We start from the raw sequence: 17,983 nt of genomic DNA, 5'->3' as shown, positions 1-17,983 counted from the left end.
GATTACAGATCGGATAACTCTATTCTACCGAAAAGAAGAATGTGCTGAAAGATATATTTATAATTTGTTTTAGCCTGCCAATTCATTCTACGAATAAAAAGAGATGATTCCTTTACAATACAGAAATCATCTCTTACTTTAACTTTTTAGCATGTGTTTACAGTCCATTATTAGAAATCAGATTCTGGTACCAGAAGAAACTTTCCTTCCGTCTTCGCTCCAGCGTGCCGTTTCCGTCATTATCCTGGTCGACGTGGATTAGACCGTAGCGTTTTTCCATTTCGGAAGAGGAATAGCTGATTAGGTCGATGATTCCCCAGACGGTATACCCCATGATTTCAACACCATCCAGCAGAGCCTCATGCATTTGTTCGATGTGAGAACGCAGGTATTCAATGCGGTAAGGATCGCTGATTGTACCATCCTCTTCAACGTTATCGTAAGCACCCAGTCCATTTTCCACGATGAATAAAGGAACCTGATAACGGCTGTACAGATGGTTAAGCGCAAGTCTTAAACCAATCGGATCGATCTGCCATCCCCAATCACTGACAGGAAGGTAAGGGTTCTTCACGCCGCCCATCGTATTGCCACTAACCGTTTCCAGGCCTTCGCTATCTGCACTTGCAACAAAGGAGTTGTAGTAACTGAATGATATGAAGTCAGCCGTATACTCTTTTAGCAAATCACTGTCGCCTTCAGCTTTTTCAATAGTAATTCCCTGCTCTCTAAAATATCTCTCGATGTAACCTGGGTAAGTGCCCCGCACCTGCACATCGGTAAAGAACAGGTTAAATTGGTTATTTTTATGCGCAGCCAACACATCCAGCGGATTACATGTGTGAGGATAGTGCAACAGGCTTGTCAGCATACAACCAATTTGGGCATCTGGAATAATCTCATGGCATAGCTTTACCGCATAAGCACTCGCAATGAATTGATGATGAAGCGCTTGGTATACCGCCTGCTCAACATTTTCGAACCGATCCGGAACAATGCCACCGTTAGTGAATGGATGACGAACAATACCATCAATTTCATTAAAAGTGATCCAATACTTAACTTTATCTTTATATCGGTTGAACACCGTTGTCGTGAATCGTACAAAGATATCAACCACTTCTCTGGAGGTCCATCCTCCATAATGATCGACAAGATACATCGGCATCTCATAGTGAGACAAGGTAACCAGAGGTTCAATGCCATTTTTAATCATCTCGTCTAACAGACGATCGTAGAAGAGTAGTCCTTCTTCATTGGGTTGAGTTTCATTGCCATTCGGGAAAATCCGGGTCCACGCAATGGAAGTTCGCAGCGTTTTGATCCCCATCTCACCCATTAATGCAAGATCCTCTGGATACCGATGATAGAAATCGATTCCTCTTCGTTTCGGATAATTCACGGTAGATTGATCCTCAAGCGCTGCCGCAAGCTGCTCTGAACTTACAGCGTTTTGTTTTTTATAATCACTTTTACTAATATTTTTCTTATTCATAGCCGTATCGGCGGTGGAAATTCCTTTTCCTGCCACGTTCCAGGCTCCTTCAGCCTGATTCGCTGCAATTGCTCCGCCCCATAAAAATCCTTCGGGAAATGTTCTGGTGGTTGTCATATCATAATCCTCCTGTTAATGCGCTCTGTCCATCACACGGCTAATGTGAATAATGAGATACAATCTTTCTTCGTCGGACATAAATCGTTCAAATTTCGCGCCAATATAATTGTTGATCTTGGAAACACAATTGCTTTCCTCTGGATATTTACTCGAAATTCGTTCGAGCAATTCATCATCCTTGGATTGGAGCATTGTATTCTCTAACAATCGCTGAACAAAAAACTGCAGATGAGTCAAAAAGCGTGAATAATTAATGCTTGATGTGTCCAGCTCAATTCCGTAATGAATGCGAATAATGTTAAGAATATCTTTAACGGTAGTAGTCATCATCATGACCTGACTCATGTTTTGTTCCGTTTGCTGGGCGTTGACCAGATGGAAGGCGATGTTAGCTGCCTCCTCTTCAGGCAGATCCAGTCCAAGCTTATCTTTAATAAACTTCAATGCCTGCTTCCCAATGAGGAATTCTTGCGGGTAAAACTTCTGCACTTCCCATAACATGCGATTTTGTATCGTAATATTCGATTTGAATCGTTTGGCAGCCATATGGAGGTGGTCTGTTAACGAAAAATAGAGATTTTCACTCAGATCACGCGATAATACTTGTTTCGCATAGGATATGATTTCGTCTGCCAAAATTAAATACTCTTCCGGCGTCTCTCTCATCAGTGCAGTCATATCCGAGGACATTCCTTCATTCTCAACGACATATACTTTTTCAATTTCATTTTCGTTAATGATGTCCCCGGGTCTGCTTCTGAATCCAATTCCCTTGCCCATGGCAATAACCTCTTTATTGTCATTACGCTTGGCCAAAACAATACTTGTATTGAGAACCTTAACTACTCTCATATCCATGCTCCTCTATGTTCAGGGTGAATTTACCCCATAATATTACAAAATGGTTATAAGTGGCGTCTCGGGTCCTATTTTTTCAGATTGCTCATATCCAAGGATTTCAAGATAATCACCACTATTGGTTACAATTACGGGTGTTGTTATGTCAAAGCCTGCTTTTTCAATGGCCTCCATATCGAACTCAATCAGAAGTTGACCGTGTTTCACGATATCTCCCTCCTGAACAACAACATTGAAATGCTTTCCTTTTAATTTGACGGTATCAATGCCGACGTGAATCAGAAGTTCAATGCCTTCTACTGATTTCAAACCGATCGAGTGTTTGGTGCGAAACACAGTTTGCACAGTTCCATCAAATGGAGCCATAACTTGTCCCTTAACAGGTTTAATTGCCATGCCTTTCCCCATTGCTTCTTGGGAGAACGCTTCATCGTTTACCGCTTTTAACGGAATTGCCTCTCCTTCAATCGGAGAAAAGACAACCAAACGTGATTGCAATTTCTCTTTCTTCGGAGCTGCTGGCGTTGTTTCTCCCTGAGCAGAATTTCCTGATGAAGCTTGTGCATCTGAATCTGCTCCAGGATCGTTAAAGCCGATGAAATAAACGGCAATTGGAGTAACGATGATTGAAATAGCTGCTGTAATCAGCGCGTAGGTAAAGTTATTTTCAGCCCCGATAAACATCGGCAAAGAAGCAAGACCCGGCCCTACTGCTGCATAAGCTTTCAAGTTGACGATACCGGCAAAGAGTCCCGCTGACCCTGCACCAATCATACAAGCGACCAACGTGCGTTTCAGACGTAAATGTACCCCGTACAGAGCTGGTTCGGTAATGCCGAACAATCCAGATATACCTGCTGGCAATGCAACCTGCTTCAATTTCTTGTCTTTTGCCAAGAACCAGACCGCCAGTGCTCCAGCGCCTTGTGCCATGTTAGAAGAAAGCATCGCACTATGGATCAATGTTTCATAGCCTGGTGAAACCATGGCTGCGAAAATAACGGGATAAAACACTTTGTGCATTCCGAACATGACGATAAATGGAAGGAATACGGCTAAAATCACAACGGTTAACCAACCAATTTTACCTTGAATCCAGAATAAACCGTCTGACAGACCTACACCCAGATAGTTTCCGATTGGCCCCAGAATTGTGAGAGCCAGTGGTGCCATGACAAGAAGAACAATCAAAGGTTTTAGGAAGATTTTCACTGGACCAGGGGATACCTTATCCGCAAATTTCTCAACATATGACATGAGCCATACGGTCAGAATAATGGGTAAAACGCTGGACGCATAACTGATATTAGGTACTGGAATACCAGCGATTTGTACGGGTACTTCTCCTCCAAGTAATGTGATCATTTTAGGATGCAGTAAAACCCCCGCCAGTGTGGCCGCAATATATGGATTGGTTTTGAATTTCTGTGCACTTGAGTATGCCAGCAATACAGGCAGGAAGTAAAACGCTGCATCAGCGATATTAAGCAATAAAGCGTAAATCTGACTTTCTTTAGATAGGATACCAAGCGATGTGCACAATAAAAGCAAAGCTTTAAACATACCCGCCGCTGCGATTGCTGGAATGATCGGCTGGAAAATGCCCGTGATCAATCCGGCAAAACTCTCAAACAAACCTTTAAAACTCATATCTCTTTTCTTGTTTGGCTCCGGGTTTTCATCTGTGTTTATAGTGATCATTTGTTTAAGTTCATTATATACATAGCTTACATCATTCCCGATAATAACTTGATATTGTCCGCCGCTGTATACGGCTCCCATGATGCCATCCATGGCTTTAATTTCTTCGGTTTTTGCTTGATTTGGATCTTTCAGATTCATCCTTAATCGGGTAGAGCAATGGAGAAAATCATTGATATTTTCTTGTCCGCCTACTTTGTTAAGGATAGCCTTAGCGGTTTCTTTGTAATTCATGTAAACACCTCACCCTGAAATTGTGCATAAAAAAAGGCCTAAATTAGGTGGGTATAATAAATATACAAACCACCCAATTTAAGCCTTGCCTGCCGAACAGTAACACGCCAAATTGAATCATATATGATGTTGTTTAAAGCAAATATAAACGTTTACATCGATAATGTAGCATGGATTTCGACAAAAAGCAACACTTTATACGCAAAGGATCTTATTAGCATTTATGAATTACCTTAAGATTTAATGGGCATCTTAACCAGACGATATATGTATGCGACGGGGGTGTAAATAATGCAGCACATCAATGATTGGTTAAAACACATTGCCCATGACTATATTTTGGTGATTATCGCTGCAGTTCTCTTCTTTGCAGTTAAAGCCGTTGTAGGCTGGTTCACTTACAAGCACTACGATCGAAAACTAGATGCCATTGCGGAGCAAGTCAACCGTCTCCTTGAACAGAAAAAAACAGATTAAATTGCCACAGTTAAACCTGTATTAAATCTGAGACGGAGTCGAAGATCAGAGTTAGATTTGGAGGAAAATGATATGCTGGGTAACTGGGTTTTGGGTATGCTCGTCCCCCTGCTACTGGGTGCATGGATTTTAAGGCGTCATTACTACTTGCTCGTGTTATACTTCCCACTTGGTGTGGCAATATCGGCTTGCATTAACAATGTTGGATTTAATTATTTCTGGAATATTATGCCGAATACAAACAACCAGTCATATGCTGCCCTGCCGATGGATCTTGGTATATATCCTATTACGGGGTGTATCATGATGTACATGATTCTAGTGAAAAAGGCCAGACCGTGGCCAAGCATCTTTATATCAGCACTTGTGCTGACGCTGATTGAGTGGTGTGCTAAGTTGATGGGGCATGTTGTTTATTTTAACGGATGGAATATGTTCTGGACGTACTGGTCTTATTTCCTGCCTTTTGTGCTTGCCCATGGCTACAGTAAGCTTTTAAAAATGATATTCCCAGACGATATCGTTAAACTTTTCAATCGTTAGAGTGCTGGGGTAAGGAAAGTCATCGAGGAATCCTAACGAAAAGAAGGTTAACGTTACTGGGCGTATGTGCATATCTTATTTCATCATGGGCATGGAGGGATTAGCATGTACGCAACCTATCCTTATTTTTACAGAAATCCGTTTACTCCCGTATGGGCAACATCAACAGTTGAAGCACTCGGATTAATACAATCCGCTGTTCAAGGCGAACGAAATGATGAACTGTTCTATGATGCTCTTATTCGCATGGCTCCAGACACCTACCAAGCAGCAATCATTACAAGCATTCGCGATGATGAGCGTGGGCATAATCGGATGTTCAGAGAGATGTATAAGGACCTCACAGGTCAGGAAATCACGGGTATAAGCAGTGAACCCCCCGAGAGCGTCACTTCCTATCTCGGTGGATTGCAGAAGGCATTCCAGGGTGAACTTTCCGCTGTGGAGAAGTACAGAAGAATATGGTTTGGTTTACCCTACGGCATCTACAAAGACACGGTATGGGGAATCATTCTGGACGAACAAAAACATGCGGATAAGTACAATAATTTGATTATGTACAATATGCCTAAATGATTGGTGGATTAGGTCATTTGCGTTAATGCTGGCATGTTAAAATGTGAAATAAGCTTAAGTAGGTAACAACAGCAAAAAACCAGTAAACATTATCGTTTACTGGTTTTTTGCGTTTTCTTGCCCTTTTTACATTTCGAACAATATTACATGTATTCTTTGACCGTTTCCTGCTCTGGCTCCGGCTCAACGTGAACGTGTACCGTATACACATCATGCTCTTCCAGAAGCTCGTTTTCCACATCGGTACAAATATCATGTGCTTGTTGCAGATCCAAATCTCCCCGAACCGTGATCACCACGTCAACCACGGCGTTGCTACCGTAATTACGTGCTCGAACATCTTTAACCGTCTCTACACCATCAATTCCGGCAATAGTCTCCCGGTATTCTTGAATTAACTCTACGTCAAATCCATCCGTAAGATGGTGCGTAGCTTCTCTGAAAATATCCCAGGCCGTTTTGCTGATCAGCAAACCGACGATAATCGCCGTTACAGGGTCAAGCCAAGGAAGGCCGAACTGAGAACCCACGATCCCGACGACGGCACCAATACTCACCCAAGCATCGGAGATATTATCCCGTGCGGCAGCCATAACAGCCTGGCTTTTGATACGTGTGGCCAGTCTTTTATTGTATCGATAGACCAAAACCATAACAATCGCACAGAAAATACCTGTATACGCAGCAATGAGATCAGGAGATTCGTGCTTACCTTCAAACACAGAGCCAAAGGCTTCGAACAATACTTGCAGTCCCACAGCCATCATGATGAACGAAGCGACAAGAGAAGCCACCGTTTCTGCCCGCCAGTGCCCATATGTATGATCTTTATCAGCCGGACGCTGGGCGAATCTTAAACCAATCAGTACGGCGATGGATGCGACAATATCCGTTGCATTATTCAAGCCGTCTGCTTTGAGTGCTTCAGAGCCAGCAATTGTACCAATCACCAGCTTTATTGCGGTCAAACATATATAAGCGATGATACTGATGATCGCCCCACGTTCCCCGAGTTTTAAGTTATCATATCTTACTTGATCCACATTCCGTTCCTCCTGCAGTCTTCAACTCTCTTAACACTTGTATGATGGTATCATTGAACGTTTGTGTGGGTCTAGAGAAACGTTTTGAGTGTAAGCAAACATAGTCTGAGTGCCGCAAGAGTTTAATGGGAATCCAAAAAAGTTGCGTAAGGAAAACTTGTACTCCCTCTAATTTTTATGGATAGATCTGGAGGTATATAACGCTAAAAACACTACATACGCTACAATCTCTTATCAATTCATAACGACATAAAACCTGCCCATACTTTTGGGCAGGTTCGAAAAGTAAATCTTATCAAACGGCTCTGTGAATGAAAGAAGTGAATCGATTGTACATTTAGTCCAGCAGGCTGAAGATCTGAATGCTCTCAACCTTGGAATCCTTGATATGGAACGACATGACATCTACATAGTTGGAAGGCTCGTAACGGAAGTCATCTTCCTCGTCAGGTGCCCCGTTACCTAACAGTTTCCCTTCAGGATACGCTTTTTTTAGTGTGTCCAAGCTGTCCCCTGCTTTAATATTTCGAACTGTCGTATACTTGGGATCGGTAATTTGGATATTAAAAATCGAGTCTTGTTTTCCTTCAGGTACACTGATTGTTTTAATCTCCAGACCAGGGTACGTGTATACTTTTTCCGTAAATCCGATTAAATTATCCATATTGGTTCCGTCACCTGCAGTGTACGTATGGGATTTGAAATTGTCTGGTTTGCCCAGCATCTGTTCCATCTGCTCTTCATTCGCTGTATCCGAAATCGCAATGGTATGCTCGTTATAGACAAAAGCAAGCTCCTTCAGCACCACATTGCCTTCCTTCTGCACTGAGCCTTCTTTAATGACGTCACCATCTTCTCCCTCTGATTTTTCGGAAGCAGGGGCATTTGAATTTGTTGCTCCCTCGTCTTTGTTCTGCTCCTTCGATGCACCTGGTTCAACCGAGTTCTGAGCAGACTCTGGAGACTTGGCATTGCTGGACTGACAGCCCGTCATTGCCATCGTTAGTACAATACTCAGTAGGATAAAACCTGTAGCTTTCTTTGTAAACTTCATCATAATCCCTCCATAAATGTGTGATTTGTTCTTATGAAGTCATTATAAAAAAAGCATTTGTTAGTCTCATAACAGAAATGTATCAGTCTTGTAACGGTACTTATTTGGGCTTCGATTCAGGAGCAAGCTTAGGCACGAGGTAACACAATCGTCACTGTCGTGCCTTGTCCTAACTCACTTTCTACGTCGATATATCCATTAAACCGCTCGACGATCTCTTTGCAAATGGATAAACCGAGACCAGAACCATTCGCTGTGCTTGCATTTTTCGCCCGGTAAAAGCGTTCCTGTACTCGCTCCATTTCATCACCCGCGATACCGATGCCTTGGTCACCTATCTTTACAATAACCTCGCTTGACGTATGTTCCATCTGCACTTCAATCTTCGAATGCCTGCCTGAATATTTGATAGCGTTATCCATCAAGTTGGCGATTGCATGGGATATGAGCATTGGATTGACGTTCGCGTATACTTTTGTCAGATTTTCATCTGACGGCTCTCCATCCACTTGTTTAACTGTGATGCTGATCTCTTTCTCCTTCGCCTTGGCTTCCATATTCGTGGCAACTTGCTGGATCAGCGCGTTCATTTCTGTCTTTTCGACCTCCAATTCGCTTGAACCTGTCTTGTCAAATCGGGATAACAACAACAGTTCATTGATCAAACGGGTGAGCCGATCCGATTCCTGCAGCAGATGCGCGTAGATTTTTTGCAGCTCTTCGTTCTCATTCTCCCCTTCGTACAGGTATTGAGAGAAACCACGAATCGCTGACAGAGGTGTTTTTAACTCATGAGATACGTTCGAGACAAATTGTTTCTGGTATTGAATGTAATTATGAAGCTGCTGCCCCATTTGATCTAACCCTTCCGCCAGCATGCCCAGCTCATCCTTTCGGTTCAGATGAACTCGACGAAATTCTTGTTTGGAGAAACTTTGTGTGGCATCAAGTAGCACCTTAATCGGCTTGGTTGTATTGCGTGCAATCCACAGACTGGCTAACGTAATTAGCACAATGAATCCGCCTGCACCCGCAAACAGCACATATCGGATTTGATCCATGATTGCATAAAAGTATGAAATGTCCTCTACAAATTCATACACATAAGCATTTTCATAAAATTGATTCTGAATGGGTGTCGTAAAATAAAGCAGATGATCATCCGTTACAGTGTAGGCATAGCTTCCGCTCAGAGCTTTTTCAATATTTTTCTCAAAAATGTGTGGTTTGCCATCATTAATAATGATGCCATCTACAGCCAAGCCCAATAGCTGCTTGGAGCTGTCATAGATACGCACTTCCTTGCCTGAAGCTTTCAGCTTCTCCAGTGCAAGTCTGACGATTTCCTTCGTCTGCGGCTCCCCTGATGATGATCGATGCTGTGCCAGCACCTCACGGAAGGACAACTCAGACAGGTCCGCCTTCTCCATCATTTGTTTTTCAATAGTAATGAAGCTGTAGTAATCAATGGCTTTATTGACGGCAAAGATGATGATGCCAAAGGAGAGCACAGAGAAAAATAAATAGTTCAGCAGTAGCCGGGTTGCGTACTTCAGGTCTCGCCACCTCCAAGCTGATAGCCGAAACCATAGATCGTTCGGACATATTTCGGTTCGTCCGCGTTATCCTCCAGTTTCTTCCGTAATCGCATGATGGTCATATCCACACTGCGACTATCCCCCATAAAATCATATCCCCATCCGATCTGTAAGAGCTCATCCCGAGTATAGATTTTGTCAGGCCTTTTAAGTAAAGTTTCGAGAATTTTAAACTCTTTGGCTGTTAAGGAGACGGGCACATCGTTTTTCAGCACTCTTCGGCTTTCAAGATCAAATGTCAGCTCTTCATGGATGATACGTGTCGAAGGCACTTCCTTCCCTTCATTTGTCTCCTCCTTGTTCTCGTTTCTTCTCAGAACCACCTTGATTCGAGCGAGCAATTCCCGATTGTCAAAAGGTTTGGTCATGTAATCTTCCGCGCCAAGCTCAAGCCCCAGAACCTTGTCGATAATCTCATTTTTGGCAGAGAGCATAATAACAGGAACGGCACGTTTCCCGGTAATCTCCTTACACAAGTCATATCCGGAGCAGTCTGGCAGCATCAAATCAAGTACCACCAGGTCGGGTTGAAAAGAGTCAAGCAATTGCAGTCCGGTTTTGCCATCTTCTGCGGTTTGCACATTATAGTTTTCTCTCCGTAGTACAAGCTCAATCAAATCCCGAATGGCGACTTCATCGTCAATGACAAGTATTTTCTTCAATGTCTGTACACCCCTTCTATCCTTGTTCCCCAGCTTGAATCATAAGTACCTTCATCTTAGCACAGACCATTTAAACACCTCCACCAACAGGAAGATGAGGTATATTCCTCTGAACCCAACATAACTTCTAATAAACCCGAAGAAAGGAGAACAAACCATGGATCTGCTCTGGGTACTTATTGTTGGTGGACTTATTGGCTGGTTAAGTGGCAACTTGATTGGGCGGGACGTACCGGGCGGTGTACTCGGGAACATTGTTGCGGGTTTTATCGGTTCCTGGTTAGGAACGGAATTGCTTGGACCAAGGGGACCTGTGATTGGGGGATTTCATATCATTCCGGCCATCGTTGGCTCGATCATTGCCCTGCTCATCTTTTTTGCTCTGGCACGCGGCGGAGCCTTCCGCAGACGTTAACCAAAAGAAGCGGATATCGATCCGGTTGTTCAATAGACATTTTTTATAGAGGTGTTGCAAGAGTATTAAATGCATAGAAAATCATAAAAAGACCGACAGCATTCATCGTTTGGAGATGAAAACCTCGGTCTTTTTTTTATTTTATCATGGTTTTATTGATTTCATCCATTCTTCCAATGCGTGAACAACCTGCTTAAGCTGTTCCTGTTCTGTGATCTTAGGTGCGTTGTCTCCCTTCTGCATGCCGTAGGAGCCAAATTGACCATGGTTGCCGCCTTCAATACTTACATATGTCGTGTCATTCGGAAGATTGGACTTCGCTTTTTCCCACGATTCCCAGTTCAGAACACCATCATTGCTTCCCGTAATTTGAAGCGCGGATAAGTTCGTTCCGTCCAGTCTCCCGCCATCATCTGCATAAGAAGCTAGGTAAAAGACACCTTTGATCTGAGCTGTGTGCGTCACAGCATATCTTGAAGCAAACACACCTCCTAATGAGTGCCCACCAATAACAAAACGTTCACCCGCATGTTCCGCGAGAAACGAATCTGCCCGGTTTCCACCGAACATCGCCAAGTTCAGTGGCATCTTCGTAATATATACACGATGTCCTTGCTCCGCTAGTGCTCGTGCCATAGGCGCGTAACTTGCCGGCTCCACCAAACCTCCGGGATAAAACACAACATTTGGCTGTGTGATGTCCTGCCCTTTAGGTTCAAATTGATAACCGTTCTTCACTTCACTAACAACGACCTGATCATCACTTTTCATTGCCGCTTCCGCTTGTTCCGACGGGCTGTATGTGACAGATGCAAGGTAGGCAAACACGCCTGCTACCAGGGCAATAATAACTACACTAATCCATATCGCTATTTTCTTCCATCTGCTCTTACGCACTGTTGTCTTTGCCATAACTCCGTTGCCCACCTTTAAACGTATCATTTTTAATTACAGAATTAATTATATTTACTGGTAAGTAAAATTACAAGTCTCTTTGCTTATATTTATGATTTGACATAAAATACTGTTGAAGGAGTGTGTACGAACATATGCCAGAGCAAGTACCTAAACGTTTGCGTGGGAGACCTAAGCAGACGGACAATGACATTTCCATGCAGCAAACCATTATCTATACGGCATCTTCCCTATTTAAAGAATTTGGCTACGAGATGGTGACCCTTCAGCAGATCGGCAAGAAATGCGGCGTATCCAAACCAACCATATATTATCATTTCGCGGGCAAAGCGGATCTATTCGTGGCAGCCATGACAACGATGTTGCAGAACGTTAGAAAAATTACGGCGCACATGCTGGATGAGGCTGAACATCTCCGAGACGGATTAATTCGATTAGCTGAAGCTCGTCTTGCTAATCCGCATGGTGAGATCGAAATGATGATGCGTGAAGCGGAGCCTTTTCTGGAGGAAGAACAGATTCATGCCATTCGTGAAGCAGAACATCAGATTCATGATGTGTTAGCCTCGCATTTTAGAAAAGCCATGGATGAGAAATTCTTTCGTGAAGAAGAGCCGTTATTCTTGGCAGAAGCTTTTTCGACTCTAATGTTGATGGGGAACCGAGAGCATGATCAGCAAAAATATGAGTCACATCATGTCATGGCGGAGAAAATCGTACGTGTCTTTTTAGAGGGAGTAACGAGCTCTTCATCCTCTGAGTTGATTTGATGATTAATTCTATAAATTTTCTCCTGACTATTTCAGAATTTATTCATGCCAAAAAAGCTCGGTTGTTCGTTCTAATGCGAACAACCGAGCTTTTTTGACGAGGTTAATTTTCCCCGCGTAAACCATCTGTAATCTGAATTCGTTCAAGACGTCTAAGCGGCCAGTATGAAGCTAAGAGTGTGGCTGCGATAGCACCCAAGCTGCTAGTGAGAATGCTGCTCCAAGGCATAACCCATTCGATCTGCACAGCATTCCTCATCAGATAAGATACACCGTAGCTCAAGGCTGTACCGAGAAGACTTCCGTACACAGCTGCAAATACGCCATAGAACACACCCTCAAGCAAAACCATTTTGCGAATTTCCTTTTGCGTCATACCAATCGCTTTTAATACGGCGAACTCCTTCGTTCGCAGAATAAGATTCGTACTCACCGTATTCAAAATATTCAGAAACGCAATAGCTGCAATGACACCTATGAAGCCGTACAGGAATATATTTAACGTCATCGCATCGTTGCGAGCTTGTTTCATTTCCTCTACCCGATCACGGTAACTATACCCTGCATCCTGCTGCACAAGACTTTTGAAATAACCCACAATTGCCCCCTTATCTGTCTCAGGATTGGCTTGAAGTAATATTCTGTCATAAGCATTATCACTCGTGATGTTTTCAATCACCTTTGGTGTCGTTATCATTTGAATAATAGCACTTTCGGTGTATTCACCAGAAAGAGGACCTTGATCTGCGGTTCCGACAACAGTAACCGTTTTGTAAGGCTGATTGTCATTCATTGAGCGAACTTTAATTTTATCCCCAACCTTGAAACGGGTCTGGTCAATGATCATGTTAGTTCCTTTTTCGGTGGTCATGCTGATTTTCTGGATAACAATGACACCATTTTCATCGTTCATTTGGCTTGCATCAATGCTTCCGGAGGTGAGTTTGGGACGAAGCTCCTGAAGTCCGTTTATACCGTAAGACATGAGAAAGTTGTTATCCGTCCGATATCCGTTCTCCATTTCAACACTGTACATTTCTTTCTGCTGCCGGTAGTAATTCGGATTCAATTTTTCTTTCGGAATGATCGCTTGGAGCTGATGATTGTAGAAAGAATAAGCCTGTTTAACTCCATCAAGTGTAGCCAGCTTGTTATATACCGAATTAGGGATACGTTTACTCATACCCTGATAGTCCAAAGAGTAAGAGTAATTGATACCTGATGCAGAGGTTGTACCCAGAACGTTCACCAAGCCGCTAAACACAATGTACATGACCATGCTGATAATCATTGAAAAAGCCGTAATGCGAAATCTCTTTCGGTTCCGCCGAATATTTCGGCTGGCAAATCGGCCTTCAAACCCGAGCCATTTGCTGCCTGCAAAAGACAATCGCTTGAAATCCCCCTGCTCTACCACCGTGCTGCCTGAGGTTTTCAGTGCTTCAAGTGGTGAGACGCTGGATGCCAGCTTGGCTGGACCCAGCGCTGACACATAAACAACAATCAGTCCTAAACCTGCCGCTGCAAGTAGAATAGGCACTGAAATAATCATGTGCATGTCGTTCAAGAAACCTAATGTCAGCATACTGATGTTATAAAATAACACTTTCATCAAAATGGTTCCTGTAAATAAACCGATCGGAATGGCAATCAGACTAAGCACAGTCGCTTCTTTGAATACAATTCTGCGAATCTGAGCGGGTGTTGCACCGATACAGCGCAGCATGCCAAACTGAGAGATGCGTTCAAGTACTGAAATATGAAACGTATTGTAAATTACTGCGCTTGTGCATCCCAGGATGATTAGAACAATAGCTGCAAATGCATACATTGAACTTTGGTTAACGTTGGAATAGGTGCTTTTGCCAAAGAGTTTGAGCAATTCATTGTTGTATTCAATGCGTACATTCTTTATAACATTTTCCCGGTTCAGCTCCTGAGCGGAACCTTGATCAACATTCCCCAAACCCGATGAAGACAGAATGGCTTCGCTCTTCTCCCGTATATTGTCCATCGATTTCATGGTGGCATAGATAAAAAAAGTCTGAGACGGATCGATTTTTTGATGATTATCATACGTAATCGCTGAATAGATAAAGGTAGATGACCACGTTACATTTTTGGCTGTTTTCATCACCCCGACAACGGTATATTGCTGTTTCATACGCGGTTCGAATTTCTCATCCAGGTCCCACCCATAATCACCAATGGAGTTCACACTCTTCACCTTTCCGGTGGAAGCTTCGAGCCGATCTCCCAGGTTTAGCGTAATCTTATCTCCAATTGCTGGTTTCGAAGCAAAATTATTCATGCTCCAGGATGAGAGGATGATTTCATCAGGCTTTTGCGGGAGACGTCCACTCTCCAACTGAACTTGAAGCTTGGACATGGCTTGCGCGTCGTATCCTTTCACATTCAAATAACGATACGGAGCAGCAAACGGGTTTTCCTTTTGTTCCTTTTCACTCGTTGAACTTATGATTGCATAACCAATACGATGAATGACTCCCGCACTGCCTATGGCGGCCTGATTCACGATGCGAGGTACGTCTTTGCCTGGAACTCCATTGAAGGACACCTCATAATCCCCGTAATCTTGAATGGTTTGACGTACCAGTTTGTCCTGATAACTCATCGCCAGTGTGCCGACAGCAGTAAGAAGCGTTACCGATAGAATGATGCCAACAATGGTGAGAATGGATCTTTTTTTCTGACCAAGTAAATACTTCTCTGTGAGGCCTGTGTACTTACGCATGGTGCTCGCCCCCAGATTGCTGATCGAAAAGAACCCCGTCTTTAATGTTCACAATACGATCGGCTCTCCGGGCTATATTGGAATCATGTGTGATCATAATCAAGGTTTGATTGTATTTCCGAACCGAATAGGTGAGCAGATCTACAATTTCCTTGCTGTTTTTGCTATCCAGATTCCCCGTCGGTTCGTCAGCCAGAATGATCGAAGGTTTGTTAATCAAGGCTCGTCCAATGGCTGTGCGCTGCTGCTGTCCACCCGATAGCTGGTTAGGGAGATGATGCTTTCTGTCTTTTAGACCGAGTACGTTCATTAGTTCGTCTGCATAGTCTTCATCGGCTTGACGATGGTCGAGTAGCATAGGCAGTTTAATATTTTCCTCTGCGCTTAGAACCGGAATCAGGTTATAGGCCTGGAAAATAAATCCGATTTTTCGTCTTCTGAAGATTGCTAAATCCGTCTCGCTCAGAGAATATAGATCTGTCCCATCAATATGGACTTGCCCACTGGTTGGACGATCTACACCTCCAAGCAGATGTAATAACGAGCTTTTCCCCGAACCGCTGGCACCAACAATAGCGACAAATTCACCCTGTTGCACCGTTAAATGAATATGTTTCAGTGCATCGACTTTGGCGTCGTTACTTCCGTATGTTTTACATAAATCATGCGTTTTTAAAATTTCCAAAGCATGTGCCTCCTTCATGAGCTGCGAACAATTGTAGTATTCATATGGGTTATTATAGGCTCGGAAGCTTACGTTAAAGTGAAGAGGAAGCTTACGTTATTGTAAGCTTCCTCTCAATACACTGTTTTCATGAAAGTAATTCGGAATTCCGCTCCCTTGCCAGGCTCGCTTGATACCGAGATCGTTCCACCCAAGCCTTCAATAATCGACTTGGTCAGAGACAGGCCTACCCCGGTACTGTGAGGTTTAGCATTACTTCTGCCCAGGTAAAATCGCGTGAATACATGGGGGATCTGTTCCGGCCCGATCCCTTCCCCTTCATCCCGGATGATAATTGAGTGAAACAAGCCCTCGTCCTCCATTGTAATGTACACATTGCCTGATACGGGAGAGTGCTCCAGTGCATTTTTAGTCAGATTAATAATCGCCTCGGTTAACCATTCCTCATCTGCATGCAGCAACATGCCTTCGCCGCCTTGAACGATGATAGTCTGTTTCTTCTGCTCCGCCAAGGACTGCAAGGTCTGTACAGTGGAATCAATGATGTCTTTGGGTCTAACGTTTTGCAGTTGAAAAACGATAGCTCCCGCTTCCACTCTTGCCAGCTTCAACAAGCTGATAATCAGCCATTCCATGCGTTCAATCTGCTGCCTGCTTCGTTCAAGAAAATTGCTTCGGACATCTTCTTTCATATGTGGGTCATGCAGCATATTTTCATTGAACACGAGCAGAGATGCGAGCGGTGTTTTGAGTTGATGTGATATATCGGTAAGCAGATGGCTTAAAAATGTTTTCTCCTGCTTCAGCTGATCTACACTATGACTTAGTCTGCCTGCCATCATGTTAAAGCTATGGCCAAGGGCACTGAAGTCTCCCTCAGCATTCTCAGGCAATGAAGTATCGAATTGACCTTCCACCACCTGTTCCGCTGCATGTGTAACGCGGCGAATTCTGGAAAACAACTTGCGGTACTCCCAATATAAGAGCAACAACACCGGGATACCGCACAGGAAAAAGATCAACGCTGTATTCACGGGTAATGCTGTCCCTGACAGGGCAGATTGATCCTGAATATTCATTTGCTCTGTATACCCGTATCGAGACAATATCTGTTTACCTAGCGTAAGATCCTGTTGGTCTGTACCTTGAGTGATCGTATGAATGAGCTGATCTTCGAGCTGCGGCTGCTTACTTAACACTTGTCCAACAAAGGCCGCATGCTGGTTCACAACCGTTTCATTAACGCTTTGTATCTGAAGGTTCATCACAACGTAAATGATTGCAGTCAAACCTAATTGAACAAGGATGAACTTGGTGAACACAGATTTCCACTCCGGATTACGGATGACTTCAACCATCAGCGGTATGCTCCTGTCGTTTCAGCGTTCCATTTGTACCCAACCCCACGAATTGTAACAATGTACTGAGGCGCGGCTGGCGTTTCCTCCACTTTTTCCCTTAACCTGCGTATATGTACGGACAGTGTATTATCATCAATGAATTCACCAGAGACATCCCATAACCTCTCAAGGATCGATGTTCTGCTACATATTTGTTTGGGATGGGACATTAACATAAGAAGCAGCCGAAGCTCCAGTGTTGTCAGAGGAACTTCCTTTTTGTTTTTGAAAACAATACCTTCCAGCACTCGAACTTCAAACTCTTCGGATTTCCAAATGTTCGAATGCTGTTCAGGACGGGAATGACGCCGTAAAACAGCCTTGATTCTGGAAAGCAGCTCCTTGGTACGAATCGGCTTGGTCATATAATCGTCAGCACCCAGATCTAGTCCCGCGACCACATTCATCTCTTCATCCAGCGCGGTGAGAAAAATGATCGGCACCTGAGAGTCCACACGAATTTCCTTGCATAATTCATATCCCGTTCCGTCAGGCAAATTAATATCGAGCAAAATGAGTTCTATTTCGGTCTGCGCAAGAGCATCGCGAGCTTCCTTCAAGGTTCCCGCATGAGTGACCTCATAACCTTCATTGGTTAACGTATATTCTATTCCAAACACAAAATTCTCATCATCTTCAACAAGCAAAACGTGATTCATTACTGCACCCCTATTCTAGCGTT

17 protein-coding genes are annotated in these 17,983 nt (G+C 43.5%); 5 read left to right on the top strand and 12 right to left on the bottom strand.

The window, feature by feature from the left end; genetic code table 11:
* Nucleotides 1–157: 157 nt before the first annotated feature.
* The 3 genes from EC604_RS24170 to EC604_RS24160 are packed head-to-tail and all read right to left on the bottom strand — an operon-like array spanning nt 158 to nt 4,408.
* On the bottom strand, nt 158–1,612 hold the full coding sequence (locus EC604_RS24170; RefSeq protein ID WP_123066586.1) for a glycoside hydrolase family 1 protein: 1,455 nt from the start codon (nt 1,610–1,612) through the stop codon (nt 158–160).
* A 15-nt stretch (nt 1,613–1,627) separates the two neighbouring features.
* Nucleotides 1,628–2,467 (bottom strand): BglG family transcription antiterminator LicT, encoded by an 840-nt coding sequence (gene licT / locus EC604_RS24165; protein ID WP_123066585.1) that lies wholly within the window; start codon nt 2,465–2,467, stop codon nt 1,628–1,630.
* A gap of 42 nt (nt 2,468–2,509) precedes the next feature.
* A complete protein-coding gene (locus tag EC604_RS24160; RefSeq protein WP_123066584.1) occupies nt 2,510–4,408 on the bottom strand; it encodes a beta-glucoside-specific PTS transporter subunit IIABC in 1,899 nt (632 codons plus the stop codon).
* A 291-nt stretch (nt 4,409–4,699) separates the two neighbouring features.
* Here EC604_RS24160 and EC604_RS24155 point away from each other — a divergent pair, with 291 nt between their 5' ends.
* The 3 genes from EC604_RS24155 to EC604_RS24145 all read left to right on the top strand — a co-directional run bounded on the left by EC604_RS24155 (nt 4,700) and on the right by EC604_RS24145 (nt 6,004).
* A complete protein-coding gene (locus tag EC604_RS24155; protein WP_123066583.1) occupies nt 4,700–4,885 on the top strand; it encodes a hypothetical protein in 186 nt (61 codons plus the stop codon).
* A 72-nt stretch (nt 4,886–4,957) separates the two neighbouring features.
* A complete protein-coding gene (locus tag EC604_RS24150; RefSeq protein WP_123066582.1) occupies nt 4,958–5,428 on the top strand; it encodes a hypothetical protein in 471 nt (156 codons plus the stop codon).
* A 105-nt stretch (nt 5,429–5,533) separates the two neighbouring features.
* Nucleotides 5,534–6,004 carry a ferritin family protein gene (locus tag EC604_RS24145; RefSeq protein WP_123066581.1) on the top strand — a complete coding sequence of 157 codons (471 nt, stop codon included), beginning with the start codon at nt 5,534–5,536 and terminating at the stop codon, nt 6,002–6,004.
* Nucleotides 6,005–6,147: 143 nt separating this feature from the next.
* Here EC604_RS24145 and EC604_RS24140 read toward each other — a convergent pair whose 3' ends face one another.
* From EC604_RS24140 to EC604_RS24125, 4 genes are all read right to left on the bottom strand, one after another.
* Entirely contained in the window at nt 6,148–7,047 is a 900-nt protein-coding gene (locus EC604_RS24140) for a cation diffusion facilitator family transporter (RefSeq protein WP_123066580.1), read from the bottom strand.
* Between the two features lie 337 nt (nt 7,048–7,384).
* On the bottom strand, nt 7,385–8,101 hold the full coding sequence (locus tag EC604_RS24135; protein WP_123066579.1) for a hypothetical protein: 717 nt from the start codon (nt 8,099–8,101) through the stop codon (nt 7,385–7,387).
* Nucleotides 8,102–8,229: 128 nt separating this feature from the next.
* Nucleotides 8,230–9,612, bottom strand: coding sequence for a sensor histidine kinase (locus EC604_RS24130; protein ID WP_123066578.1), 1,383 nt, complete (start codon nt 9,610–9,612; stop codon nt 8,230–8,232).
* 41 nt (nt 9,613–9,653) lie between these two features.
* On the bottom strand, nt 9,654–10,361 hold the full coding sequence (locus tag EC604_RS24125) for a response regulator transcription factor (protein ID WP_123066577.1): 708 nt from the start codon (nt 10,359–10,361) through the stop codon (nt 9,654–9,656).
* Between the two features lie 157 nt (nt 10,362–10,518).
* Between EC604_RS24125 and EC604_RS24120 the strand changes: the two genes are divergently transcribed.
* Nucleotides 10,519–10,776, top strand: a complete 258-nt coding sequence (locus EC604_RS24120) for a GlsB/YeaQ/YmgE family stress response membrane protein (protein WP_123066576.1) — start codon at nt 10,519–10,521, stop codon at nt 10,774–10,776.
* A gap of 144 nt (nt 10,777–10,920) precedes the next feature.
* On the opposite strand, the gene EC604_RS24115 is transcribed toward EC604_RS24120, so the two are convergent.
* On the bottom strand, nt 10,921–11,688 hold the full coding sequence (locus EC604_RS24115; protein ID WP_123066575.1) for an alpha/beta hydrolase: 768 nt from the start codon (nt 11,686–11,688) through the stop codon (nt 10,921–10,923).
* 137 nt (nt 11,689–11,825) lie between these two features.
* Between EC604_RS24115 and EC604_RS24110 the strand changes: the two genes are divergently transcribed.
* Entirely contained in the window at nt 11,826–12,461 is a 636-nt protein-coding gene (locus tag EC604_RS24110) for a TetR/AcrR family transcriptional regulator (RefSeq protein WP_123066574.1), read from the top strand.
* Nucleotides 12,462–12,564: 103 nt separating this feature from the next.
* Here the strand turns inward: EC604_RS24110 and EC604_RS24105 are convergent, their stop codons facing one another.
* The 4 genes from EC604_RS24105 to EC604_RS24090 all read right to left on the bottom strand — a co-directional run bounded on the left by EC604_RS24105 (nt 12,565) and on the right by EC604_RS24090 (nt 17,960).
* Complete coding sequence (locus EC604_RS24105; protein ID WP_123066573.1) at nt 12,565–15,216, bottom strand: ABC transporter permease; 2,652 nt, start codon at nt 15,214–15,216, stop codon at nt 12,565–12,567.
* Nucleotides 15,209–15,901 (bottom strand): ABC transporter ATP-binding protein, encoded by a 693-nt coding sequence (locus EC604_RS24100; RefSeq protein WP_123066572.1) that lies wholly within the window; start codon nt 15,899–15,901, stop codon nt 15,209–15,211. The genes EC604_RS24105 and EC604_RS24100 overlap by 8 nt, the downstream gene beginning before the upstream one ends.
* A gap of 113 nt (nt 15,902–16,014) precedes the next feature.
* The gene (locus EC604_RS24095; protein ID WP_123066571.1) at nt 16,015–17,259 is read right to left on the bottom strand and encodes a HAMP domain-containing sensor histidine kinase; all 1,245 of its coding nucleotides are present in this window, start codon (nt 17,257–17,259) and stop codon (nt 16,015–16,017) included.
* Nucleotides 17,259–17,960, bottom strand: coding sequence for a response regulator transcription factor (locus EC604_RS24090; protein ID WP_123066570.1), 702 nt, complete (start codon nt 17,958–17,960; stop codon nt 17,259–17,261). The genes EC604_RS24095 and EC604_RS24090 overlap by 1 nt, the downstream gene beginning before the upstream one ends.
* Between the last annotated feature and the right edge of the window lie 23 nt (nt 17,961–17,983).

Origin of the sequence: Paenibacillus amylolyticus (assembly GCF_003719335.1) — a bacterium.
In the GTDB taxonomy this organism is placed as follows: domain Bacteria; phylum Bacillota; class Bacilli; order Paenibacillales; family Paenibacillaceae; genus Paenibacillus; species Paenibacillus amylolyticus_D.
This window is presented reverse-complemented; position numbering and strand designations above follow the sequence as displayed.